The 23566-nt window shown below is 73.3% G+C and carries 18 protein-coding genes; 15 read left to right on the top strand and 3 right to left on the bottom strand.

Annotated elements, in window-relative coordinates; genetic code table 11:
• Positions 1 to 34 precede the first annotated feature (34 nt).
• Both N6H00_RS11665 and cobT read left to right on the top strand, forming a co-directional pair.
• Entirely contained in the window at positions 35 to 1234 is a 1200-nt protein-coding gene (locus N6H00_RS11665; RefSeq protein WP_268971561.1) for a bifunctional adenosylcobinamide kinase/adenosylcobinamide-phosphate guanylyltransferase, read from the top strand.
• 674 nt (positions 1235 to 1908) lie between these two features.
• On the top strand, positions 1909 to 2958 hold the full coding sequence (gene cobT, locus N6H00_RS11670; RefSeq protein WP_268971562.1) for a nicotinate-nucleotide--dimethylbenzimidazole phosphoribosyltransferase: 1050 nt from the start codon (positions 1909 to 1911) through the stop codon (positions 2956 to 2958).
• 140 nt (positions 2959 to 3098) lie between these two features.
• Here cobT and N6H00_RS11675 read toward each other — a convergent pair whose 3' ends face one another.
• Positions 3099 to 4094, bottom strand: coding sequence for an adenosylcobinamide-GDP ribazoletransferase (locus N6H00_RS11675; RefSeq protein ID WP_268971563.1), 996 nt, complete (start codon positions 4092 to 4094; stop codon positions 3099 to 3101).
• A gap of 202 nt (positions 4095 to 4296) precedes the next feature.
• On the opposite strand from N6H00_RS11675, the gene N6H00_RS11680 reads away from it, so the two are divergent.
• The 6 genes from N6H00_RS11680 (at position 4297) to N6H00_RS11705 (ending at position 14285) form a co-directional block, all read left to right on the top strand.
• Entirely contained in the window at positions 4297 to 5829 is a 1533-nt protein-coding gene (locus tag N6H00_RS11680; protein ID WP_268971564.1) for a leucyl aminopeptidase, read from the top strand.
• 295 nt (positions 5830 to 6124) lie between these two features.
• A complete protein-coding gene (gene lpdA / locus N6H00_RS11685; RefSeq protein ID WP_030838769.1) occupies positions 6125 to 7513 on the top strand; it encodes a dihydrolipoyl dehydrogenase in 1389 nt (462 codons plus the stop codon).
• A gap of 53 nt (positions 7514 to 7566) precedes the next feature.
• Positions 7567 to 9327: a 2-oxoglutarate dehydrogenase, E2 component, dihydrolipoamide succinyltransferase gene (gene sucB / locus N6H00_RS11690; RefSeq protein ID WP_268971566.1), complete on the top strand. Its 1761-nt coding sequence runs from the start codon at positions 7567 to 7569 to the stop codon at positions 9325 to 9327.
• Positions 9328 to 9453: 126 nt separating this feature from the next.
• Positions 9454 to 10077, top strand: a complete 624-nt coding sequence (locus tag N6H00_RS11695) for a GntR family transcriptional regulator (RefSeq protein WP_268971567.1) — start codon at positions 9454 to 9456, stop codon at positions 10075 to 10077.
• A 91-nt stretch (positions 10078 to 10168) separates the two neighbouring features.
• Entirely contained in the window at positions 10169 to 12844 is a 2676-nt protein-coding gene (aceE, locus tag N6H00_RS11700) for a pyruvate dehydrogenase (acetyl-transferring), homodimeric type (protein ID WP_268971568.1), read from the top strand.
• Positions 12845 to 12992: 148 nt separating this feature from the next.
• Entirely contained in the window at positions 12993 to 14285 is a 1293-nt protein-coding gene (locus tag N6H00_RS11705) for a helix-turn-helix transcriptional regulator (RefSeq protein ID WP_268971569.1), read from the top strand.
• Between the two features lie 5 nt (positions 14286 to 14290).
• On the opposite strand, the gene N6H00_RS11710 is transcribed toward N6H00_RS11705, so the two are convergent.
• A complete protein-coding gene (locus N6H00_RS11710; protein WP_268971570.1) occupies positions 14291 to 15211 on the bottom strand; it encodes an SDR family oxidoreductase in 921 nt (306 codons plus the stop codon).
• 151 nt (positions 15212 to 15362) lie between these two features.
• Here N6H00_RS11710 and N6H00_RS11715 point away from each other — a divergent pair, with 151 nt between their 5' ends.
• The 3 genes from N6H00_RS11715 to N6H00_RS11725 all read left to right on the top strand — a co-directional run bounded on the left by N6H00_RS11715 (position 15363) and on the right by N6H00_RS11725 (position 18495).
• A complete protein-coding gene (locus N6H00_RS11715; RefSeq protein ID WP_268976929.1) occupies positions 15363 to 15884 on the top strand; it encodes a DUF4240 domain-containing protein in 522 nt (173 codons plus the stop codon).
• Between the two features lie 49 nt (positions 15885 to 15933).
• Positions 15934 to 16824, top strand: coding sequence for a TIGR01777 family oxidoreductase (locus N6H00_RS11720; protein ID WP_268971571.1), 891 nt, complete (start codon positions 15934 to 15936; stop codon positions 16822 to 16824).
• A gap of 327 nt (positions 16825 to 17151) precedes the next feature.
• Positions 17152 to 18495, top strand: coding sequence for an NAD(P)/FAD-dependent oxidoreductase (locus tag N6H00_RS11725; protein ID WP_268971572.1), 1344 nt, complete (start codon positions 17152 to 17154; stop codon positions 18493 to 18495).
• Positions 18496 to 18691: 196 nt separating this feature from the next.
• Here the strand turns inward: N6H00_RS11725 and N6H00_RS11730 are convergent, their stop codons facing one another.
• Positions 18692 to 20170, bottom strand: a complete 1479-nt coding sequence (locus N6H00_RS11730; protein ID WP_268971573.1) for a regulator — start codon at positions 20168 to 20170, stop codon at positions 18692 to 18694.
• 205 nt (positions 20171 to 20375) lie between these two features.
• On the opposite strand from N6H00_RS11730, the gene lipB reads away from it, so the two are divergent.
• The 4 genes from lipB to N6H00_RS11750 all read left to right on the top strand — a co-directional run bounded on the left by lipB (position 20376) and on the right by N6H00_RS11750 (position 23489).
• Positions 20376 to 21200: a lipoyl(octanoyl) transferase LipB gene (gene lipB, locus N6H00_RS11735; RefSeq protein ID WP_268971574.1), complete on the top strand. Its 825-nt coding sequence runs from the start codon at positions 20376 to 20378 to the stop codon at positions 21198 to 21200.
• 211 nt (positions 21201 to 21411) lie between these two features.
• Positions 21412 to 22362: a lipoyl synthase gene (gene lipA, locus N6H00_RS11740; RefSeq protein ID WP_268971575.1), complete on the top strand. Its 951-nt coding sequence runs from the start codon at positions 21412 to 21414 to the stop codon at positions 22360 to 22362.
• Between the two features lie 238 nt (positions 22363 to 22600).
• Complete coding sequence (locus N6H00_RS11745; protein ID WP_268971576.1) at positions 22601 to 22798, top strand: SCO2195 family GlnR-regulated protein; 198 nt, start codon at positions 22601 to 22603, stop codon at positions 22796 to 22798.
• A 10-nt stretch (positions 22799 to 22808) separates the two neighbouring features.
• The gene (locus N6H00_RS11750; RefSeq protein WP_268971577.1) at positions 22809 to 23489 is read left to right on the top strand and encodes a DUF4191 domain-containing protein; all 681 of its coding nucleotides are present in this window, start codon (positions 22809 to 22811) and stop codon (positions 23487 to 23489) included.
• Positions 23490 to 23566: the final 77 nt, after the last annotated feature.

Genomic DNA, 23566 nt, shown 5'->3' on the forward strand with positions numbered 1-23566 from the left:
CGACCCGTGGGACCGGACGCGAGACGATCAGACCGTGGAACTCACTCTTCTGGGCACCGGGTCGCCCGACGGGCTGCCGCGCCACGGCTGCCCCTGCGCCTCCTGCGCCGCCGCCGTCGGCGAGGAGGCGCGGGCCGCCACCTCGCTGCTGATCGACGGCGCGCTGCTGATCGACCTCACCCCGGGGGCCGCCTTCGCCGCCGCGCGGGCCGGCCACTCGCTGGTCGGCGTACGGCAGGTGCTGCTCTCGCATCCGCACGCGGGCCCGGCCGTCGAGTTCCCGGCCGGGCTGCCCGCGCCGGGGCGGGTGCCGGACGGCCGCCGGCTGTCCCTGATCAGCGGCCACCGGGTACGGGCGGTGGCGCTGGACTCCCCCGGTACGGGCTACGAGGTCACCGGCCCCGACGGCCCCCGGCTGCTGTACCTGCCGCCGGGCGGCGCCCCCGCCGGCCTCCCGGACCCGGCCGAGCCGTACGACATGGTGCTGCTCGATGTGCTGGGCCGCCCCGACGCCCTGGCCGCCCTGCGCGCCTCGGGCGCCGTGGGCGCCACCACGGACGTCGTGGCCGTGCACCTCGACCACACCGTCCCGCCGGGCCAGGAGCTGCACCGCCGTCTCGCCACGGCGGGTGCGCGGACGGTGCCCGACGGGCGGACGCTGATCGTCGGCGAGTACCACGCGGTGCCGGATCTGCCGCGCCGCACGCTGGTGCTGGGCGGTGCCCGGTCCGGTAAGTCCATGGAGGCGGAACGGCGGCTGGCCGCCTTCCCCGACGTGCTCTACGTCGCCACGAGCGGCATCCGCGAGGGCGACCCGGAGTGGGCCGCCCGCATCTCGGCCCATCGCGAGCGCCGCCCCGGCTCCTGGCGCACCACCGAGACCTGCGATCTGACACCGCTGCTCGCCCAGGACGGCCCGCCGCTGCTCATCGACTGCCTGGCGCTGTGGCTCACCGACGCGATGGACTCCGTGGACGCCTGGGACGACGACAAGTGGGCGCACGGCGGTGAACGCGCCCTCCGCGAACGGGTGTCCGCGCTCGTCGCGGCGGTCCGCGCCACCAGCCGTACGGTGGTGGCGGTGAGCAACGAGGTCGGCGCCGGGGTCGTCCCCGCGACCGCCTCCGGCCGCCGCTTCCGCGATGAACTGGGCCGGTTGAACGCGGCGTTCGCCGAGGAGTGCGAGCAGGTGCTCCTGGTCGTGGCCGGTCAGCCGCTGCCGCTGCGCGGCTGAGCCCGTCGGGGCAACCTCGGCCGGGGCTCCTGGGCCGCCAGGTCTTGCGGGGCTGTTCGGCTCGGTGGGGTGCGGGTTTCGTCTCGCGCCTTCGGCGCACTTGAGCAGCGGGGCAGGGGGTGGGGGGCGGCGCCGCCGCCGGGCGCCGGGGCGGTGGGGGCGGGCGCCGGTGGCGGCTTCCGTGCTCGACGGCCGGGGCCCAGCCGGACTGCGCGCTGCGGGCTGCGGGGCAAGATCCCGTCGGCTTCCGGCGGTCCGGCGCCGCACTCGACGGAAGCTCGCCCCGCCTGGCCCCTCCCGGTACCCCCCCCATAAAAAACGCTTGATCTGACGCAACTAATTCATCAAACGTTTTCAGGAGGTACCCACCAACCCCCCTGCTGTCCGGCATCGGCCTCGGCCCCCGGCCACGGAAGCCGCCACCGGCCCCCGCCCCCACCGGCCCGGCGGACGGCGATGCGGGCCCGGCCCGGCACCCCCTGCCCCGCTGCTCACGTGCGCCGAAGGCGCGAGACGAAACCCGCACCCCACCGAGCCGAGCAGCCCGACGCCGACGCCGACGCCGACGGCAACGCCGACGCCGACGCGGACGCCGACGCGGACGCCGACGCGTGAGCCGACCCCAACCGGCGGAGCCGGTACCGCTTTCCGGCCGGCCCGGTAGGGTTCGCCAGGTGAGTGCTCTCAATCTCGATGACTTCGTCGACCTGATCGAGCGCCCCGACGGGGGCATCCGGCGTGACGCCGAGGAGCGCCGCGAGCGGCTCGCGTTGCCGCCGGGTGCGCTCGGGCGGCTGGACGAACTGGGCGAGTGGCTGGCCGCCGCGCAGCAGCGGGTGCCGGTCAAGCCCGTCGAGCAGCCCCGCGTCATCCTCTTCGCGGGCGACCACGGCGTCTCCGACCTGGGCGTCTCCGCCCGCCCCGCCAGGAGCACCCACCGCCTCGTCCGCGCCGTGCTGGACGGCGAGAGCCCGGCCGCCATCCTCGCCGCCCGGCTCGGCGCGTCCGTCCGCGTCGTCGACATGGCGCTGGACTGCGACCCCGGGGACCTCCCCGAGGAGGTCACCCGCCACCGCGTGCGCCGCGCGTCCGGCCGGCTCGACGTCGAGGACGCGCTCACCCTGGACGAGGCCGAGCGGGCCTTCCGTACCGGGATGGCCATCGCCGACGAGGAAGTGGACTCCGGCACCGACCTCCTCGTCCTGGGCGACCTCAGCGTCGGCGGTACCACCGCCGCCGCCACCCTGATCGCCGCGCTGTGCGGTACGGACGCGTCCGTGGTCACCGGCCGGGGCGGGGCCGCCATCGACGATCTCGCGTGGATGCGCAAATGCGCCGCGATCCGCGACGGGCTGCGCCGGGCCCGCCCGGTGCTCGGCGATCAGCTCCAGCTGCTGGCCACCGTCGGCGGTGCCGACCTCGCCGCGATCACCGGCTTCCTGTTGCAGAGCGCCGTGCGCCGTACCCCCGTGATCCTGGACGGCGTCGTCTCGGCGGCCTGTGCGCTGGTCGCCCAGCGGGTGGCGTTCCGTGCCCCGGACTGGTGGCTGGCCGGTCAGGCCAGCGGCGAGCCGGGCCAGGAGAAGGCGCTCGACCGTATCGCCCTCACCCCGCTGCTCGACCACGGCGTCACGGTCGGCGAGGGTACGGGCGCGCTGCTGGCCCTGCCGCTGGTGCAGGCGGCCGCGGCCCTGTACGCGGAACTCCCCGAACACGACGGCTGAGGTCCTTCCGACGGTCCTCCGCGGGAGCCGCGAGGGGGAACGGGCCGCGGACCTGCCGTAGCGGCGGCCGCTCGCCGCCGCGAACCCACCGCAACCCGGGCGCCGGGCGCCGGATGGTCCGGGGCCGGCGGCGGCCGGTCCTAACCAAAGGTCAGGATCACCAGGGCGGTCGTCGCGGCCGTCTCCGCGAGCGCGCCGAAGACATCGCCGGTCACCCCGTCGAGACGGCGGCGGCAGTGGCGCAGCAGGAGTTCGGCGGCCACCAGGGCGGCCAGGGCGGCGAAGGCGTGACGGGCGACGGCGTACGGGCCGAAGGGGGCGGCCGCCACCGCGCAGCCGGCCACCGCCACCGCCGCCACGACACCGGCGGACCGCCACGGCACGGTGCCCGCGACGGCCGCGCCCAGTCCCTCCGGACGCGCCGCCGGGACTCCCACGCGCGCCGCGAGCGTCAGGGAGCAGCGCGCGGCGACACCGGCCACGGCCGCCGCGACCGCGCCGTGCGCCCAGTCCTGCCCGTACAGCTGGGCCAGGGCCGCCACTTGGCCGAGCAGGACGAACAGCAGCGTGATCACGCCGAACGGCCCGATGTCCGACCGCTTCATGATGCGCAGCGCGTCCTCGGCGGGCTTGCCGCTGCCGAGCCCGTCCGCGGTGTCGGCGAGCCCGTCGAGGTGGAGGCCGCGGGTCAGTACGGCGGGTATCGCGGCGGTGGTGACGGCCGCCAACAGCGCCCCGGCGCCCAGGAACAGCAAGGCCCCACCCACTGCCGCCGCGCACAGTCCCACGGCCAGCCCGGCCAGCGGAGCGCACAGCATCCCGGCGTGGGCCGCCTGCCGGTCCCAGCGGGTGACCCGTACGGGCAGCACCGTGAGCGTGCCGAAGGCGAAGCGGACCCCGTCGGCCCAGGGGGCGCGCGGAGCGTGCGCGGGCGGCGGGTCGTACGCGGGGCGCGGCGGATGCTCCGGGCGGCCGGGGGGCTCCGCGCCTTCCGGGCGGTCGGAGGGCTCCGCGCCTTCCGGGTGCTCGGGCTCCGGCGCGCGCTCGGACTCCGGCCCGCGCGCGGACGACCCCGGCTGCGGCGGCTGCGACGGGGAGTGCGGCTGCTGCGGCGGCTGCTCCGGCGTGGTGTCCATCGCGCGGAAGGCTATCGCGCGGCCTCCCGTCCCTGAACGGCCACCGTCAATTCCGTTCCCCACCCGCCCCCGCTCCGAGGCCCCGGGCACCACGCCCCTGGGGCGAACCGAGCCTCGAGAACAAGCGACCGCATACGATGCGGAGGGCGCGGCCTGCAACCCATATCGGCCGACGAACCAACGGAAGAGGGACCCGACCACTGTGACTGCTCTGACTCTCAGCACCTCCTCCGCCGCGGCACTGCGCGCGGACGCCGTCGTCGTCGGCGTGGCGAAGGGGGCCAAGGGCCCCGTCGTCGCCGCCGGCGCCGAGGCCGTGGACAAGGCGTTCGGCGGGAAGCTGGCCGCCGTTCTGGAGACGCTCGGCGCGACCGGCGCCGAGGGCGAGGTGACCAAGCTGCCCTCCGCGTCCGGCCTCAAGGCCCCGGTCGTGCTGGCGGTCGGGCTGGGCGAGGCCCCGGCCAAGGGCGACGGCTACGCCGCCGAGACGCTGCGCCGGGCCGCCGGGGTGGCCTCGCGCGCACTGTCCGGTTCGAAGAAGGGCGCGTTCGCGCTGCCGGTCGAGAACGCGGCGGACGCCGGCGCCGTCGCCGAGGGCGCGCTGCTCGGTGCGTACGCGTACGACAAGAGCAACGGCAACGGCGGCAAGGCCAAGGACGACAAGGACAAGAAGAACAACGGCCCGCTCGCCGAGGTCACCCTGCTCGGCAAGCCGCGCGACAAGGCGTACAAGGCCGCCGCCGAGCGCGCCACCGCCCTGGTCGCGGAGGTCAACCGGGCCCGCGACCTGATCAACACCCCGTCCAACCTGCTCACCCCGGCCGTCTTCGCGGCCGAGGCGGTCGCGGCCGCGAAGGAGCACGGTCTCAAGGCCGAGGTGCTGGACGAGAAGGCGCTCAAGAAGGGCGGGTACGGCGGCATCCTGGGCGTGGGCCAGGGTTCGGAGGCCCCGCCGCGGCTGGTCCGGATCGCGTACACCCACCCCAAGGCCGAGAAGACGCTCGCGCTGATCGGCAAGGGCATCACCTACGACTCGGGCGGCATCTCGCTCAAGCCGGCCGGTCACAACGAGACGATGAAGTGCGACATGAGCGGGGCCGCCGCCGTGTTCGCCGCGGTCGTCACCGCCGCCAAGCTGGGTCTGCGGGTCAATCTGACCGGCTGGCTGGCGCTGGCCGAGAACATGCCGTCGGGTTCGGCCACCCGTCCCGGCGATGTGCTGTCGATGTACGGCGGCAAGACCGTCGAGGTGCTGAACACCGACGCCGAGGGCCGGCTGGTGCTCGCCGACGCGATCACCCGCGCCGGTGAGGAGAAGCCGGACGCGATCGTGGACGTGGCGACGCTGACCGGTGCGATGGTGCTCGCGCTGGGCAACCGCACGTTCGGGATCATGTCGAACGACGACGCGTTCCGCACCACGCTCCACGAGACCGCGGAGCAGGCCGGTGAGCAGTCGTGGCCGATGCCGCTGCCGTCGGATCTCCGCAAGGGCATCGACTCCCCGGTCGCCGATCTGGCGAACATGGGCGAGCGCATGGGTGGCGGTCTGGTGGCGGGTATCTTCCTGCGGGAGTTCGTGGCGGACGGGATCACCTGGGGCCACCTGGACATCGCGGGCCCGGCCTTCAACGAGTCCGGACCGTTCGGCTACACCCCCAAGGGCGGCACCGGCTCCGCGGTCCGCACGCTGGTGCGGCTGGCGGAGCGCGCCGCCGACGGCGATCTCGGCTGAGCCGGGACGCGGCCGGACGCGGCCGGGCCACGGGCCGAAAGTCCCGTCGATTTCGCCCTCAACGAAATCGACGGGGCTCCGCGTTCCGCCTACGCAGGAGTAACCCCTGAACTGGGGTGTGGAGATTTCTCACACAGCGGCCCCGCGTCCCGCCTCCTCTCAACAAGTGCGAAGATGTTGTCCCGGCAGGACAGGGCCCCAGACACCAGGGCCGTGAGCAAGAAGCGGCCGAACACCCGCCGCCGCCCGGCCGACCGACGGCCGACCCCGGCGCACCATGCATGGAGGACGTGACGTGGCGAACGACGCCAGCACCGTTTTCGACCTAGTGATCCTCGGAGGCGGTAGCGGCGGTTACGCCGCTGCCCTGCGCGCGGCGCAGCTGGGTCTGGACGTCGCCCTGATCGAGAAGGACAAGCTGGGCGGCACCTGCCTGCACCGCGGCTGCATCCCCACCAAGGCTCTGCTGCACGCCGGTGAGATCGCCGACCAGGCCCGTGAGGGTTCGGAATTCGGTGTCAAGACCACCTTCGAGGGCATCGACATCGAGGGTGTGCACAAGTACAAGGACGGCGTGGTCTCGGGCCTCTACAAGGGTCTCCAGGGCCTGATCGCCTCCCGCAAGGTCACCTATGTGACGGGTGAGGGCCGGCTGTCCTCCCCGACCTCCGTCGATGTGAACGGCCAGCGGTACACCGGCCGCCACATCCTGCTGGCCACCGGTTCGGTGCCGAAGTCCCTCCCCGGCCTGGAGATCGACGGCAACCGCGTGATCTCCTCCGACCACGCGCTGGTGCTGGACCGGGTGCCGAAGTCCGCGGTCGTGCTGGGCGGCGGTGTCATCGGTGTCGAGTTCGCCTCCGCGTGGAAGTCCTTCGGGGCCGACATCACCATCGTCGAGGCGCTTCCCCACCTCGTCCCGGTCGAGGACGAGAACAGCTCCAAGCTGCTGGAGCGCGCCTTCCGCAAGCGCGGCATCAACTTCTCCCTCGGCTCCCGCTTCTCCGGCGTCGAGTACACCGCCGACGGCGTCAAGGTCTCGCTGGAGAACGGCAAGACCTTCGAGGCCGAGCTGCTGCTGGTGGCCGTCGGCCGCGGCCCGGTCTCGCAGGGCCTGGGCTACGAGGAGGCCGGGGTCGCCATGGACCGCGGCTACGTCCTCGTCGACGAGTACATGCGGACCAATGTGCCGACCATCTCCGCCGTCGGCGACCTGGTCCCCACCCTCCAGCTGGCCCACGTCGGCTTCGCCGAGGGCATGCTGGTGGCCGAGCGGCTGGCCGGCCTGAACCCGGTGCCGGTCGACTACGACGGTGTGCCGCGGGTGACCTACTGCCACCCCGAGGTCGCCTCCGTCGGCATCACCGAGGCCAAGGCCAAGGAGCTGTACGGGGCGGACAAGGTCGTCGCCCTGAAGTACAACCTCGCGGGCAACGGCAAGAGCAAGATCCTCAAGACCGCGGGCGAGATCAAGCTCGTGCAGGTCCGCGACGGTGCCGTCGTCGGCGTCCACATGGTCGGTGACCGGATGGGCGAGCAGGTCGGCGAGGCTCAGCTGATCTACAACTGGGAGGCGCTGCCGGCCGAGGTCGCGCAGCTGGTCCACGCCCACCCGACGCAGAACGAGGCGCTCGGCGAGGCCCACCTGGCCCTGGCCGGCAAGCCGCTGCACTCCCACGACTGATTCATCCCGAGCGCGAACCATCCGTAAAGATCGTTAAGGAGCAACCGAACACCATGGCGGTTTCCGTAACCCTGCCGGCGCTCGGCGAGAGCGTGACCGAGGGCACCGTCACCCGCTGGCTCAAGGCCGAAGGTGAGCGCGTCGAGGCCGACGAGCCCCTGCTCGAGGTCTCGACCGACAAGGTCGACACCGAGATCCCGGCCCCCTCGGCCGGTGTGCTGACCTCCATCAAGGTGGCCGAGGACGAGACGGTCGAGGTCGGCGCCGAGCTCGCCGTCATCGACGACGGCGGCGCGGCCCCGGCCGAGGCCCCCGCCCCGGCGGCCGAGCCCGCTCCGGCGGCCCAGCCCGAGCCCGCCCCGGCGCCCGCCGCCGAGGCCCCCGCCCCCGCCCCTGCCGCCGCCGCTCCGGCCGGTGGCGCCGAGGGCACCGATGTGGTCCTGCCCGCGCTGGGCGAGTCGGTGACCGAGGGCACCGTGACCCGCTGGCTCAAGGAGGTCGGCGACTCCGTCGAGGCCGATGAGCCGCTGCTCGAGGTCTCGACCGACAAGGTCGACACCGAGATCCCGGCCCCGGCCGCGGGCACCCTGCTGGAGATCCTGGTCGCCGAGGACGAGACCGCCGAGGTCGGCGCCAAGCTCGCCGTGATCGGCGCCGCCGGCGCCGCTCCGGCCGCCGCGCCCGCCCCGGCCGCCCCGGCTCCCGAGCCGGCCAAGGAGGCCCCGGCCCCGCAGGCCCCGAGCGCCCCGGCGCCGCAGGCCGTCACCCCGGAGCCGGTCGCCCCCGAGCCGGCCCCGGCCGCCCCGGCCCCGGCTCCGGCGCCCGCCCCGGCTCCGGCTCCGGCTCCGGCCGCGACCATCCCCGCTCCTTCGGCCCCCGAGGCCGAGGGCGCCTACGTGACCCCGCTGGTGCGCAAGCTCGCCGCCGAGAACGGCGTGGACCTGGCCACCGTCAAGGGCACCGGCGTCGGCGGCCGCATCCGCAAGCAGGACGTCATCGCCGCCGCCGAGGCCGCCAAGGCCGCGGCCCAGGCCCAGGCGCCGGCCCCGGCCGCCGCCGCGCCGAAGGCCGCCCCGCAGGCGGTGTCCCCGCTGCGTGGCCAGACCGTCAAGATGCCGCGGATGCGCAAGGTCATCGGCGACAACATGATGAAGGCCCTGCACGGCCAGGCGCAGCTGACCAGCGTGGTCGAGGTGGACGTCACCAAGGTCATGCGGCTGCGCGCCCAGGCCAAGGAGGCGTTCGCGCAGCGCGAGGGCGTCAAGCTCTCGCCGATGCCGTTCTTCGTGAAGGCCGCCGTCCAGGCGCTGAAGGCCCACCCGGCCATCAACGCCCGGATCAACGAGGACGACAACACCATCACGTACTTCGACGTGGAGAACGTCGGGATCGCGGTGGACGCCGAGAAGGGCCTGATGACCCCGGTCATCAAGGGCGCGGGCGACCTCAACATCGCGGGCATCGCCAAGAAGACGGCGGAGCTGGCGGGCAAGGTCCGCTCCAGCAAGATCACCCCGGACGACATGTCCGGCGCCACCTTCACGATCAGCAACACCGGTTCGCGCGGTGCGCTGTTCGACACGATCATCGTGCCGCCGAACCAGGTCGCCATCCTGGGCATCGGCGCGACCGTCAAGCGTCCGGTGGTCATCAACCACCCGGACCTGGGCGAGACCATCGCGGTGCGCGACATGACGTACGTGGCCCTCTCCTACGACCACCGCCTGGTGGACGGTGCCGACGCGGCCCGCTACCTGACGGCCGTCAAGGAGATCCTGGAGGCCGGGGAGTTCGAGGTCGAGCTCGGTCTCTGAGCCCTCCGAGGCCCCCTCTGAGGCACTGCCGCGCCCCGCACGGGCTTCCCGTGCGGGGCGCGGTTTTCGTTCCGGCAGTACCGGGATAATGGCTGCTGTTCACTGTTGGTCCCTAAGGAGCGCCCCATGGCCCCGCCCGTCGTCCACTCGCTGCGCGAGCAGATCCGCGAGCACCTCGTGGAGGGCATCGTCAGCGGCCGCTGGAAGCCGGGCGAGCGGATCGTGGAGCGGAGGATCGCCACGGAGCTGGAGGTCAGCCAGACGCCGGTCCGGGAGGCGCTGCGGGAGCTGGAGTCGCTGCGGCTGATCGAGTCGGCCCCCAACAAGGGCGTCCGGGTGCGGAATCTGACCGCGGCCGACCTCGAGGAGATCTATCCGGTACGGGCCGGGCTCGAGCAGATCGCGGCGGAGCTGGCCGCGCCCGCGCTGGCCGAGGACACCTCCGCGCTGGAGCCCGAGGTGCGGGCGCTGTACGCGGCGGACCGGGCGTCGGACGGGGAGGCGCAGGTCAGGCACACCGTGGCGTTCCACCGGGAGCTGGTGCGGGCGTCGGGCAACAGCGTGCTGCTGCACACCTGGGAGTCACTGGGCATCGAGATCTGGACCACGCTGTCGATCCGCTGGCTGGGCACCGTCCAGCAGTCGTACGCCGAGGAACACCAGGCGGTGGTGGACGCCTTCAAGCGGCGGGACCCGCGAGTCGGTGAACTGGTCAAGGAGCATGTGCTGGGCTGTGCACCGCGTGCCTAGTTTCGCGGCACGGAATGCCAATTTCGGCCTGCGGAGCACTTTTTTCCCGGCGGCGCTTTGATCGATCATCGATCAGACTTACAGTCGGTCCATGACCGATCTCGCACGCACGCAGCCGAGTGCGCTCGACCAGCTTCCCGACCGTGACCCCGAGGAGACCGCCGAGTGGGGCGCCTCCCTGGACGCCGTCGCGCGGGCGGCCGGGTCGCACCGCGCCTCGTACCTCATGCGCCGCACCCTGGAGCGCGCCGAGAGCGCCGGGCTCGCGCTGCCGCCCCTGCTGGAGACGGACTACGTCAACACCATTCCGACCGCCGCCGAGCCCGCGTTCCCGGGCGACGAGGCGATGGAGGCCCGCATCACCGCCTGGAACCGGTGGAACGCGGCGGCGATGGTCACCCGCGGCAGCCGTGACGGCCTCGGCGGCCACATCGCCACCTTCGCCTCCGCCGCGTGGCTCTACGAGACGGGCTTCCAGCACTTCTTCCGCGGGAAGGAGGCCGACGGCAGCGGCGACCAGCTCTACATCCAGGGCCACGCCTCCCCCGGCATCTACGCCCGCGCCTTCCTCGACGGCCGGCTGACCGAGGCCCACCTGGACAACTTCCGCCGTGAGGCGGGCGGCGAGGGGCTGCCGTCCTATCCGCATCCGCGCCGGCTGCCGTGGCTGTGGGAGTTCCCCACCGTCTCGATGGGCATCGGCCCCATCTCCGCGATCTACCAGGCCCGCTTCAACCGCTATCTGGCGGCGCGCGGCATCAAGGACACCGCGAACTCCCACGTATGGGCCTTCCTCGGCGACGGCGAGATGGACGAGCCGGAGTCGACCGCCGCGCTCGCCCTGGCCGGGCGTGAGGGCCTGGACAACCTCACCTTCGTCATCAACTGCAACCTCCAGCGCCTCGACGGTCCGGTGCGCGCCAACTTCAAGATCGTGCAGGAGCTGGAGGCCCAGTTCCGCGCGGCCGGCTGGAACGTGATCAAGTCGCTGTGGGGTTCCGCCTGGGACGAGCTGTTCGCGCTGGACACCTCGGGGGCGCTGGTCCGCCGGCTGCGCGAGGTCCCGGACGGTCAGTTCCAGACGTACGCGACCCGCGACGCGGCCTACATCCGCGAGCACTTCTTCGGCGCCGACCCGGAGCTGGCCCGGCTGGCCCAGGGCCTCACCGACGCCAAGCTCACCGAGTGTTTCCACACCTCGCGCGCCGGCCACGAGCCGCGCAAGGTGTACGCGGCCTACCGCGCGGCCGTGGCGCACAAGGGCGCCCCGACCGTGGTGCTCGCCCAGACCGTCAAGGGCTGGACGCTGGGCCCCGGCTTCGAGTCGCGCAACGCCAACCACCAGATGAAGAAGCTGACGGGCAAGGAGTTCCGCGCCATGCGGGACCTCCTGGAGCTGCCCATCCCGGACAGCAAGCTGGACGACGCCCTCGTCCCCTACGTCCACCCCGGCCCCGACTCCCCCGAGGTCCGCTACCTCCAGGAGCGCCGCGCGGCCCTCGGCGGCCCCGCCCCGGCCCGGAAGGTCCACCCGGTGGCCCTGCCCGAGCCGTCCCCGAAGCCGTTCGAGACGCTCGCCAAGGGTTCCGGCACCCAGGAGATCGCCACCACCATGGCCTTCGTCCGGCTGGTCAAGGACCTGATGCGGGACAAGGAGACCGGGCGGCGCTGGGTGCCGATCGTGCCCGACGAGGCACGCACCTTCGGCATGGAGTCGCTCTTCCCGACCGCCGGGATCTACTCCCCGCTCGGCCAGACCTACGACCCGGTCGACCGCGATCAGCTCCTGTACTACAAGGAGGCCGCGAACGGTCAGATCCTCAACGAGGGGATCACCGAGGCCGGTTCGATGGCCGACTTCACCGCCGCCGCGACGTCGTACGCGACCCACGGCGAGCCGATGATCCCCTTCTACATCTTCTACTCGATGTTCGGCTGGCAGCGCACCGCCGACCAGATGTGGGCGCTCGCCGACCAGCTCGGCCGCGGCTTCCTCATCGGGGCCACGGCCGGCCGTACGACGATGACCGGCGAGGGCCTCCAGCACGCCGACGGCCACTCCCCGCTGATCGCCTCCACCAACCCGGCGGCGCTCGCCTACGACCCGGCCTTCGCCTACGAGATCGGCGTGATCGTACGGGAGGGCCTGCGGCGGATGTACGGCCCCCGGGCCGAGGACGTCTTCTACTACCTGACGGTCTACAACGAGACCAAGGTCCAGCCGCCGATGCCGCAGGGCGAAGGCGTCGAGGAAGGCATCCTCAAGGGGCTGTACCGCTTCAAGGAGGCCGAGGCGCCCGCCGCCGACGCCCCCCGCATCCAGCTCCTCGCCTCCGGCACCGCCATCCACTGGGTGCTGGAGGCCCAGAAACTCCTCGCCGACGACTGGGGCGTGGCCGCCGACGTGTGGTCCGCCACCTCCTGGAGCGAGCTGCGCCGTGACGCCCTGTCCTGTGACGCGGCGCAGCTCAATGGCGAAGACCGGGTCCCGTTCGTCACCCGTGCCCTGGCAGGCGCACCGGGCCCGGTCCTCGCCGTCAGCGACTGGATGCGCGCCGTCCCCGACCAGATCAGCCAGTGGGTCGAGCAGGACTGGTACTCGCTGGGCACGGACGGTTTCGGCCTCTCCGACACCCGCGAGGCCGCCCGCCGCCACTTCGGCGTGGACGCCCCGGCCATCGTGGTGACCGCGCTGTCCCGGCTGGCCCGTCAGGGCGTGGTACGGGCCACCGCGCCCAAGGAGGCCGCGAAGCGGTACGGCATCTGACGGCACCACTCCCCCGCCCCGCCCACGGCAGCCGATGAACGGCTCGCCGCGTGGCGGGGCACCGCGTTCCGCGGCCCAGACGTCGTGAGCCGGCTGTCCCCCCGATCCGGCCCGGCCTCGCCACGCGGTGGCACGGCATGATGGGGCCGTGCGTGCTGCCCGGCTCATCAAGATGGTGCTCCTGCTGCAAGCCCGGCCCTCGATCACGGGGGCCGAGCTGGCGCGGGAGCTGGAGGTCTCGGAGCGCACCGTGACCCGGGACGCCGCCGCGCTCTCCGAGGCGGGCATCCCGGTCTACGCGGACCGGGGCCGGGCCGGCGGCTACCGGCTCATCGGCGGCTACCGCACCCGGCTGACCGGCCTCGGCCGGACCGAGGCCGAGGCGCTGTTCCTGTCCGGTGTCCCCTCCGCGCTGCGCGAGATGGGGCTCGCGGACGCCGCCTCCGCCGCCCGGCTGAAGGTCTCCGCCGCACTGCTCCCGGAGCTGCGGGACGCCTCGCACACCGTGGCCCAGCGGTTCCACCTCGACGCCCCGGGCTGGTGGCAGGAGCCGCAGACGCCGCCGCTGCTGCCGGAGGTCGCCGACGCGGTGTGGGACGACCGCCGGCTACTGGTGCGCTACCGCCGCCGGGACACGGAGGTGGAGCGCGAGCTGGAACCGTACGGGCTCGTACTCAAGGCGGGCGTGTGGTACCTGGCGGCCCGCGTGAACAGACCGAACGGACCGAACTGCACGGATGGCGCAGACGACGCGGACGGTACGGGCGGCACGGGCCGTCCCGGCGGCACGGGCGGCACGGGCCGTCCCGGCGGCACGGGCCGTCCCGGCGGTACAGGCGGCGTGGGCGGCACGCACAGCACGGACGGCTCCGGACGCACACACGCCACGGGCAGCAAGGGCGGCTCCAGCGACACGGGCGGACCGAACAACACGGGCCGTCCCGGCGGCACAGGCGGCGCGGGCCGTTCCGGTGGTACGCACAGCGCGGGGGGTGCGGGCTCAGGCCGCCCCGGCGGCCCCCGCGGCCCCCGCGGCGACTTCCGGGTGTACCGGGTGGATCGCCTCACCGACGTCGCCCCCGTGTCCGGCGCCCCGCGCTTCGGTCGGGACGAGGCGTTCGACCTGCCCGCCTTCTGGGCCGAGCGGGCCGCTCAGTTCGCCCGCTCGATCCTCCGCGAGGAGATCACCCTGCGGCTCAGCCCGGACGGGGCCCGCCGCCTGCCGTACGTCACGGACCGTACGGCGGGCGAGGAGGCCGTCCGGGCGGCCGGGGAACCGGATGGGGAGGGGTGGATCACCGTCACCCTGCCGGTGGAGTCGGCGGAGGTGGCGTACGGCCAGCTGCTGGCCCTCGGCCCCGAGGCGGAGGTGTTGTCCCCGGCCTGCCTGCGGGAGCGCTTCGCGACGGCGGCGCGCCGCATGGCATCGCGCTACCGGTAGCCCGGCTACCGGTAGTCGGCGGCCGTGGCCTCCTTCTCCCCGAAGACGACGTCCCGGAAGTAGCCGGAGACGTCCGGCCGGGAGCCGTCCAGATCGGTGAAGCCGTAGACCTTGGCCAGATCCCCGCTGAAGACGGACTTCCCGTTCCACCGCGCCCGCTCCGGGTCGGCGGCGAGCGCCGCGACCGCCCGTCCGACGAAGCGCGGCGACTCGGCGATGGCGAAGTGCGGCTCCTTCTCCACCGCGTCCCGCCAGTTGGCCTCGGTCACCCCGAAGTGGTCCAGCATCTGTTCGGAGCGGAGAAAGCCCGGGGAGACGGACACCGCCGTGCCGCCGAACTCCTTCAGCTCCTCGGCGAGCCCGAAGGCCGTGCGGATCGGGGCGTTCTTGGTGAGGTCGTAGAAGAGGTTCAGGCGGTAGGTCCGGTTGAACTCCGCGGTGCCGTCGGTCACCTCGACCACCAGCCCGCCCGGCTGCCGGATCAGCAGCGGCAGCGCGTAGTAGGCGGTGATGAGGTGGGTCTCGACGCCGAGCCGGAGCATCCGCAGCCCGGAGGCCAGGTTGGTCTCCCAGGTCTTCTTGCCGAACTCGATCAGCGCCTCGCCTCCCCATACATCGTTGACCAGGATGTCCAGTCGGCCCTGCGCCCGGTCGATCCGCTCCACCAGCGCCCGCACCCGCTCGGGCTCCAGATGGTCGACCGGGACCGCGATGCCCACCCCGCCCGCGGCCGTGACCAGCTCCGCCGTCTCCTCGATGGTCTCCGTGGCCCGCCCCACCTCGCTGATCCGGTCCCGGGTGGTGCGCCCCGTCACGTAGACGGTGGCCCCGGCCGCCCCCAGTTCGACGGCCATCGCCCGGCCCGCGCCGCGCGTCGCCCCCGCGACGAGTGCGACCTTGCCCGCCAGCGCGCCCTGTGTGCTCATGTCCCCGCGTCCTCTCGGTGTGGCTGCCGTGTGGGTGATGTGGCCGACCCTCGCAGGGAAACCCGACATCTGCTGTCCGGTATCGCGAGAGGGCCGCGTCCGGCCCGCTCCGCGTGCGGGGGTGCGCGGGAGGGCCGATCCTGATCCCGTGATGATGGACGAGACGGAGTTCTGGGGGCTGGTCGACAGCGCTCGGGAGGCCGCGGAGGGCGACCCCGAGGAGCAGTCCGACCTGCTCGTCGAGCAGCTGTCACAGCTCGACCCCGACGCGGTGCTGGACTTCGCCCGGCACTTCGAGGCCCGCTCCAACCGGGCGTACCGCTGGGATCTGTGGGGCGCCGCGTGGGTGCTGCTCGGCGGGGTCGACGACGACGCCTTCGAGTCGTTCCGCTACTGGCTGATCGGCCAGGGGCGGGAGGTCTTCGAGGGCGCGCTGCACGATCCGGACGCGCTCGCCGAACTGCTGGAGGACTTCGACGACCAGGTGGACGGCGACTGCGAGGACCTGGGGTTCGCGGCGGACGAGGCGTATGAGCGGCTGACCGGGGCTCCTCTGCCGGCGCTGGAGATCGCCCCGGCACCCGGTGAACCGATCGGGGAGCCCGGCGACTTCGAGAACGAGGCGGTACTGGCGGAGCGGTATCCCCAGCTGTGGGAGCGGTTCCGGGCCTGACGGGCACGGACACGACATCCCTCTGGATGATCGAGGGCAGGATGGTGCCATGCGTATCGCGGTCACCGGCTCGTCCGGGCTCATCGGCACGGCTCTCGTCCGCTCGCTGCGCGAGGACGGCCACCAGGTGGTGCGCCTGGTGCGGCGCCCGCCACGGGCGGAGGACGAGGTGGAGTGGGACCCACGACGGCAGTGGGTGGACACCGCCGGGCTGATGGGCTGTGACGCCGTGGTCCATCTCGCGGGCGCGGGCGTCGGCGACCGCCGCTGGACCGAGGCGTACAAGAAGGAGATCCGGGACAGCCGGGTGCTGGGCACGGCGGCCATCGCCGAGGCGATCGCCTCGCTGGACGTTCCGCCCCGGGTGCTGGTGAGCGGGAGCGCGATCGGGTTCTACGGTGACACCGGGGAGCGCGCGGTCGATGAGAGTGCGCCCCCCGGCCACGGTTTCCTCCCGGATCTCTGCCAGGAGTGGGAGGAGGCGGCGGCCGCCGCGCAGGAGGCGGGCATCCGTACGGTCTTCGCCCGGACCGGTCTGGTGATCTCCGCCGAGGGCGGGGCGTGGGGCCGGCTCTTCCCGCTGTTCAAGCTGGGGCTCGGCGGGCGGATGGGCAACGGCCGCCAGTACTGGAGCTTCATCGCGCTGCGGGACCACATCGCCGCGCTGCGCCATGTCCTCGACACGCCCGAGCTGACCGGCCCGGTCAACCTCACCGCGCCGACACCGGTCACCAACCGCGAGGTGACGGCGGCCATGGGCCGCGTGCTGCGCCGCCCCACGCTCTTCACCGTCCCAGCCCCCGCCCTCCGGATCGCGCTCGGTGAGATGTCCGGCGATGTCCTCGGCAGCGTCCGGGCCGTCCCCCGCCGCCTCCTGGACTCCGGCTTCTCCTTCGCCCACCCGCGAGTGGACGATGCCATCAAGGCGGCGCTGACGTAGGAGAGTTGACGGCCCTCGGGTTCCGGTAGCGCATCCTTCGAACCCCGGTCGAGCGCCTCTCGAACCCCGGTCGAGCACCTCTCGCATCCCGGTCCAGCATCTTCTGAACCCCGGTCGCGTACCCCTCGGGCCCCGGTCGCGCACCCCCCGGCGGCAATGTGCGACCGGCGTGCGCCCGTGCCCGGTCGATGCGCGTCTGGCATCGACCGTTTTTGTCCGTACTGTCAAGTACCGTCCCGCCGAGACGTTGGGCGGGACGGTACGCATCCGGGCCGCCGGTCGGGGCAGCAGCCCCCGTGACGGACGCACCGACCTCGGGGAGGACACGTGCTCGAGCACGCGCACCGCACGGACGTCGTCATCGTGGGCGCCGGGCTCGCGGGGCTGGCCGCGGCTCATCGGCTGACCGCCGCGGGAGTGGCGGTCACGGTCCTGGAGGCCGCGCCCCGCGTGGGCGGACGGATGACGACCGACACCGTCGACGGCTTCCGGCTGGATCGCACCGGCCATTTGATGAACACCTCGTTCCCGGAGCTGCGGCGCACTCCAGGGCTCGGCGCCCTCGCCCTGCGCCCCTTCGCCCAGGGGGTGCTGGTCCACAGCGAGGGCCGTACGCAACGGGTGGACACGCCCCGGAGCATGAGGGGCGCATTCACCACGGCACGCGCCCTCGCGAACGCCGCCCGCGCGCCGCTCGGCAGCGGGCTCGACCAGGCCCGACTCGGTGCCGCGCTCGGCAGGCTCGCCGCCCTGCCCGCGGACCGCCTGCTCGCCCGCCCCGACCGGCCGGTCTCCGAGACCCTGGGGGGGCGGGGCCTACCTGCTCGTACGGTCGAGGGGGTGCTGCGTCCGCTGCTCGTCTCGCTGCTCAGCGACCCGGACCTCACCACCTCCAGCCGCTGCGCCGACCTCGCGCTGCGCGGCTACGCACGCGGCCGCCTCTGCCTCCCGGCGGGCGGCGCGTCCACCGTCCCCGAACTGCTGGCGGCCGCGTTGCCGCCGGGGACGGTCCGTACGGGCGTCCGGGCCGTATCGGCCTCCACCACCGCCGTGGCCACCGCCGAACACGGCGAGATCGGCTGCCGTGCGGTGCTGGTGGCCACCGGGGCGCATGACGCGGCGGAACTCCTGCCCGGACTGCGGGTGCCGGCCTTCCACCCGATGACCGTGGTGCACCACACCGCCGGCCGGCCGCCGCTGCGCGAGCCCGCGCTGATACTCGCGGCGGGCGGCCGGGGCCCGGTCGCGCACACCACGGTGGCCAGCGAGGTCGACCCCTCGCGCACCCCGCCCGGCCGGGTGCTGATCACCTCCACGGTGCTGGGCACCGCCGCCGCGCTGCCGACCGCCGAGCTCGACCGGGCCGTCAGGACCCAGCTGGCGGCGGTGTACGGGACGTCGACGACCGGCTGGGAGCTGCTGGCCGCGCACCACGACCCGTACGCGGTCCCGGCCATGCCCGCCCCGCACGATCCGCGCCGCCCGGTGCGGCTGCTGTCGGGGCTGTACGTATGCGGCGACCACCGGGACTCCAGCACGGTGCAGGGCGCCCTGGCCTCCGGCCGGCGGGCCGCCCGCGCGGTGCTCAGCGACTTCGGCGCACCTCCGGGCTCCGGGACGGGCGCGGGTTCCGGCACCGGCTCCGGCTCCCTGCCCGCCGCGGCGGCCTGATCCGCCGCCCCCTCGGGGGCCGACCGGGCCCCGGGCGACGGACAGCGGGCGGCGACGTCCGTCCCGAGGCGGACCCGGGGTCGGCCCGGCCGCCCCGGTCAGCGGCCGGCCACGGGGCGCCGACGCACGCCACACCCCGCCCGGACACCGACCCGGCAACCGCCGACAACACGCCCGAACCGACCGGCCCCACCCACTACCCCAGCGCCGCCACCCGTTCCCGGTAGCCCCGTACCGGCGCCGCGTCCCGGTACGGTTCCAGGCGGCGTTCGAAGTCCCGTACGTACTCCAGCGCCCGTACCGAGCGCATCTCCGACGCCTGCTGCGCCGCCTCCGCTCCCAGCTGGCACGCCTGCTCCAGTTCGCCGAGGCCCAGTCGCGCCGTCGCCAGCACCACCCGGCAGAACAGCCGGCTGCGGGCGAACCCGGCGCCGCGCAGTCGCAGGGCGCGCTCGGCGTGCTGGGCGGCGGCGCGGTACTGCTGGAGATCACGGTGGCAGTGGCCGAACTCGTCGGCCAGCTGTGCCTCGTCGAAGAGCCGGGCCCAGTACGGCACCTCGTCCCCCGGCCGTGCCGCCTCCAGCGCACGCTCGGCGCGGGCGAGCGAGGCGGTGCAGGCGCGCACCTCGCCCAGGATGCCGTGGCCGCGCGCCTCGACCGCGTGCAGCAGCGACTGGAGCACCGGCGGGGCGCCGCCGCCCACTCCCTGCTGGGCCACCCTGGCCAGCTGCACGGCCTCCCGCCCATGGCCCAGATAGACGGCCTGGCGGCTCATCGTCACCAGCACATAGCCGCCGTACGGACGGTCGCCGGCCGCCTGGGCCAGCCGCAGCGCCTGGACGAAGTAGCGCTGGGCCAGACCGTGCGCGGCGATGTCGTACGAGGTCCATCCGGCCAGCCGGGTCAGATCGGCGATCGCGCCGAACAGCCGCCGCCCGGTGGCCTCGTTGTAGGTGCCGCGCAGCATGGGCTCGCCCTCGTGCTCGAGGTAGCGCACCAGGGCCTGCCGGGCGTGCCCGCCGCCGTACGTCTGGTCCAGCGCGCCGAACAGCTCGCCGACCGAGCGCAGGGCCGCGATGTCGCCGGAGGTCACCCGGTGGCCCGCCGCGCGCCGGTCGCGGTCGGGCCGGCGCTGGCGGGGCAGCGGCGCCCGGCTCTGGGCGGGGGCGAGCCCCGGTCCGGGAGCCGGGCCGCCCGTCGGGCCGCCCGCCGTCGGCTCACCGCGCGCCACCCGGTCGTCGGGCCGGCCGATCAGCCAGTCGCGGCTGGGGACGACGAGCCCCGCCGGGGTGAAGGCGATCTTCCGCAGCTCCGCATGGCTGCCGGAGTCCTTGCGCCACAGCCCGCTGACGATGTCCACCGCCTCCTGCGGGGTGGCGGCGAACTCCAGCCCCGCGTAGACCGGCGCACACGCGTCCAGGCCCAGGTCCTGGGCGGTCAGCCGGCGTCCGAGGCGCCGGGTGAACACCTCGGCGATCAGCGCCGGGGTGGTGCCGCGCGGCTGCTGTCCGCGCAGCCACCGCGTCACCGATGTCTTGTCGTACCGCAGGTCCAGACCGTGCTCCAGCCCGAGCTGGTCCACCCGCCGGGCGAGCCCTGCGTTGGAGAAGCCCGCCTCGGCGATGAGCGCGGCGAGCTGACGATTGGGGATGCGCTGCGGGGGTTGTTCCGTCATCAGCCTGCCGGTCTCCCTGATCGCTCTGTGGAACGGCGCGAATGTAACCGCCGCTCGAGGGCTGATCGCGCCCGTCGGCCTCCATTCATCCGATCGTGTGAGAACGAGCCGAGTGAGGACGTAACGGCACACGGTCGTACAGTGGCTGAGGCGTCACCGCGAGGCGTCGCCACCTCATCGAACGCGGGCCGAGAAGGAGCTTGTCGTGACCGCCGTGACCACGTCTTCCCCGGGGCCGGTCCCCGGTTCACCGGCACTGGCCTACGTCCACCTGGGCTTCGGGGCGGACGCCGTGGACTACCAGGAGGCGTGGCAGGAGCAGCGCCGGGTGCACGCCGCCCGCTTCGCGGACGAGATCCCCGACACCTGCCTGCTGCTGGAGCATCCGCCGGTCTACACGGCGGGGCGGCGCACGGCCGACAGTGAGCGCCCCCTGGACGGCACCCCCGTGGTGGACGTGGACCGCGGCGGCAAGATCACCTGGCATGGCCCCGGTCAGCTGGTCGGCTACCCGATCCTCAAGCTGCCGCGCCCGGTGGACGTCATCGCGCACGTCCGCCGCCTGGAGGAGGCGCTGCTGCGCACCTGCGCGGAGTTCGGCGTGGCGACCACCCGGGTGGAGGGCCGCAGCGGGGTGTGGGTGCTGGGCGACCCGGTGGAGCAGCGCCCCGCCCTCGGCGGGCTGAAGCTGGACTTCGACCCGCGGCTGGCGGACGAGGAGTTCGACCCGCGGCTGAACGGCCCGGAGTACGCCCCGTCCAACGCCGGGCAGCGCCGTGAGGACCGCAAGCTCGCCGCCATCGGGGTGCGCATCGCCAAGGGCGTGTCCATGCACGGCTTCTCGCTCAACTGCAATCCGGACAACACCTGGTTCGACCGGATCGTGCCGTGCGGCATCCGGGACGCGGGCGTGACCTCGCTCTCCGAGGAGCTGGGCCGGGACGTACCGGTGGCCGAGGTGGTCCCGGTCGTCGAGAGGCATCTGCGGGAGGTCCTGGAGTCCTCCGTGCCGCTGCCGCGGGCGGTCTGACCCTCCCCCGCCGCCGCGGGTCCGGCCTTCCCCGCCGCCGCGGGCGGTCCGGCCCGCGGCGGGAATGCGTCCTGGCCGCCTTCGGTTGCCCTGGACGTAAATCCGTACGAACCACGGGCGTACCCTGGTGACCGCCGACGACCCACAATCCCGTCGGCGAACTCGCCGCGCCGAGCCGCCCAGCAGAGCCAAGCAAAGAGGAGTGCCGGACGTGTCCGCAGTCGCACCCGACGGTCGCAAGATGCTGCGCCTGGAGGTCCGGAACAGCCAGACCCCCATCGAGCGCAAGCCCGAGTGGATCAAGACCCGGGCGAAGATGGGCCCCGAGTACACCGAGCTGCACGGCCTGGTGAAGCGGGAGGGCCTGCACACCGTGTGCCAGGAGGCGGGCTGTCCGAACATCTACGAGTGCTGGGAGGACCGCGAGGCGACCTTCCTCATCGGCGGCGACCAGTGCACCCGGCGCTGCGACTTCTGCCAGATCGACACCGGCAAGCCGCAGGCGCTGGACCGGGACGAGCCGCGCCGGGTGGCCGAATCCGTACGCACGATGGAGCTGAAGTACGCGACCATCACCGGTGTGGCCCGTGACGACCTCGAGGACGGCGGCGCCTGGCTGTACGCGGAGACCGTGCGCCAGATCCACTCCCTGATGCCGGACACCGGTGTGGAGCTGCTGATCCCGGACTTCAACGCGGTCCCCGAGCAGCTCGCCGAGGTCTTCTCGGCCCGTCCCGAGGTGCTCGCGCACAACGTCGAGACGGTGCCGCGGATCTTCAAGCGGATCCGCCCCGGCTTCCGCTACGAGCGCTCGCTCGAGGTGATCACCAAGGCGCGTGAGGCGGGTCTGGTCACCAAGTCCAACCTGATCCTGGGCATGGGCGAGGAGCGCGAGGAGATCAGCCAGGCGCTTCAGGACCTCCATGACGCGGGCTGCGAGCTGATCACCATCACCCAGTACCTGCGGCCGTCCGCCCGGCACCACCCGGTGGAGCGCTGGGTCAAGCCCCAGGAGTTCGTGGAGCTGAAGGAGGAGGCGGAGGAGATCGGCTACGCGGGTGTGATGTCCGGTCCGCTGGTCCGCTCCTCGTACCGGGCCGGCCGTCTGTACCAGCAGGCCATCGAGCGGCGCAATGTCGCGGTGGCCTCCCAGGCGGTCTGAGGTCACCGTCCGTCACCGCCTTCGTCCGGTGTGAGCAACACGTTATGTGATTGCGGGCACACACATGTCCGAAGGCTCCGACAACGTCGCAGGTCACGGGCGCCATACGGGCCGCAGCGGGGATTCATCGGTGTTTGACCGCCCAGTCACGCACTGGTAACACCATTGGGTAACGATTAAGCCACGCACCGCTCATAGGTTGTGCGTCACGATCATCCGCCGCTTCCGAGGGGTACCCATGCCGGCTGCGCCCGTACGCCCGTCCGTCACCGACGCGCTCCTCGTCCTGGAGGCCCTGCTGCTGCGCGGCGGGCAGCGCACCGCCCGCCGCAACGCCTGGACGGCGGTGCTCGAGGACCGCCGCCGGGCCAAGGACCGGCACGAGGCGGAACATGTGCTGGAGGCCGTGTCCACCGGGGCTTCCCAAGCCACGTAAACTTCGCTGTATGGCGAGGAAGGAAACATCCGAGAACCCCGGGCGGCTGAAGCAGATCGCCCTGACCTACAAGATGACCAAGCGGGTCGACTCGAAGGTCGGTCTTGTCGTCGCCGGCGTGGGGATTGTCACCTTCGGTGTCCTTCTCGCGATCGGCTTCTGGATCGGCCACCCGATCTTCCTTGGCATCCTGGGCTTCGTCCTGGCTTTCCTCGCGATGGCGATCATTTTCGGCCGCCGTGCCGAGCGGGCCGCCTTCGGACAGATGGAGGGCCAGCCGGGCGCGGCGGCGGCGGTGCTGGAGAACGTGGGCCGCGGCTGGTCGGTGACCCCCGCGGTGGCCATGAACCGCAACCAGGACGTCATCCACCGCGCGGTGGGCAAGGCGGGCATCGTGCTGGTCGCCGAGGGCAACCCGAACCGGCTCAAGAGCATGCTGGCCGCCGAGAAGCGGAAGATGGCGCGCATCGTCGCGGACGTTCCGGTCCACGATGTGATGGTGGGCTCCGGCGAGGGCCAGGTGGAGATCAAGAAGCTGCGCACCACACTGCTGAAGCTTCCCCGGGTGCTGCCGGGCGCACAGGTCACGGTGGTGAACGACCGACTGCGCGCACTGGGCGACCTGATGAGCAACATGCCGATTCCCAAGGGCCCGATGCCGAAGGGCATGCGGATGCCGAAGGGGCGCTGAGCACTCCCCGTCACCGCACGGACAACGCATACGAGACGGCGGCCCGGATATCGATTCCGGGCCGCCGTTTCTGTGCG

Origin of the sequence: Streptomyces sp. S465 (assembly GCF_026898115.1) — a bacterium.
Taxonomy (GTDB): Bacteria; Actinomycetota; Actinomycetes; order Streptomycetales; family Streptomycetaceae; genus Streptomyces; species Streptomyces luomodiensis.

Coding starts and splice junctions, on each gene's coding strand:
- N6H00_RS11675 (WP_268971563.1), bottom strand. CDS start 4,094: ATGGACACCACGCCGGAGCAGCCGCCGCAGCAGCCGCACTCCCCGTCG.
- N6H00_RS11715 (WP_268976929.1), top strand. CDS start 15,363: ATGATGGACGAGACGGAGTTCTGGGGGCTGGTCGACAGCGCTCGGGAG.
- sucB (WP_268971566.1), top strand. CDS start 7,567: ATGGCGGTTTCCGTAACCCTGCCGGCGCTCGGCGAGAGCGTGACCGAG.
- N6H00_RS11730 (WP_268971573.1), bottom strand. CDS start 20,170: ATGACGGAACAACCCCCGCAGCGCATCCCCAATCGTCAGCTCGCCGCG.
- N6H00_RS11750 (WP_268971577.1), top strand. CDS start 22,809: ATGGCGAGGAAGGAAACATCCGAGAACCCCGGGCGGCTGAAGCAGATC.
- N6H00_RS11710 (WP_268971570.1), bottom strand. CDS start 15,211: ATGAGCACACAGGGCGCGCTGGCGGGCAAGGTCGCACTCGTCGCGGGG.
- N6H00_RS11695 (WP_268971567.1), top strand. CDS start 9,454: ATGGCCCCGCCCGTCGTCCACTCGCTGCGCGAGCAGATCCGCGAGCAC.
- N6H00_RS11745 (WP_268971576.1), top strand. CDS start 22,601: ATGCCGGCTGCGCCCGTACGCCCGTCCGTCACCGACGCGCTCCTCGTC.
- aceE (WP_268971568.1), top strand. CDS start 10,169: ATGACCGATCTCGCACGCACGCAGCCGAGTGCGCTCGACCAGCTTCCC.
- N6H00_RS11720 (WP_268971571.1), top strand. CDS start 15,934: ATGCGTATCGCGGTCACCGGCTCGTCCGGGCTCATCGGCACGGCTCTC.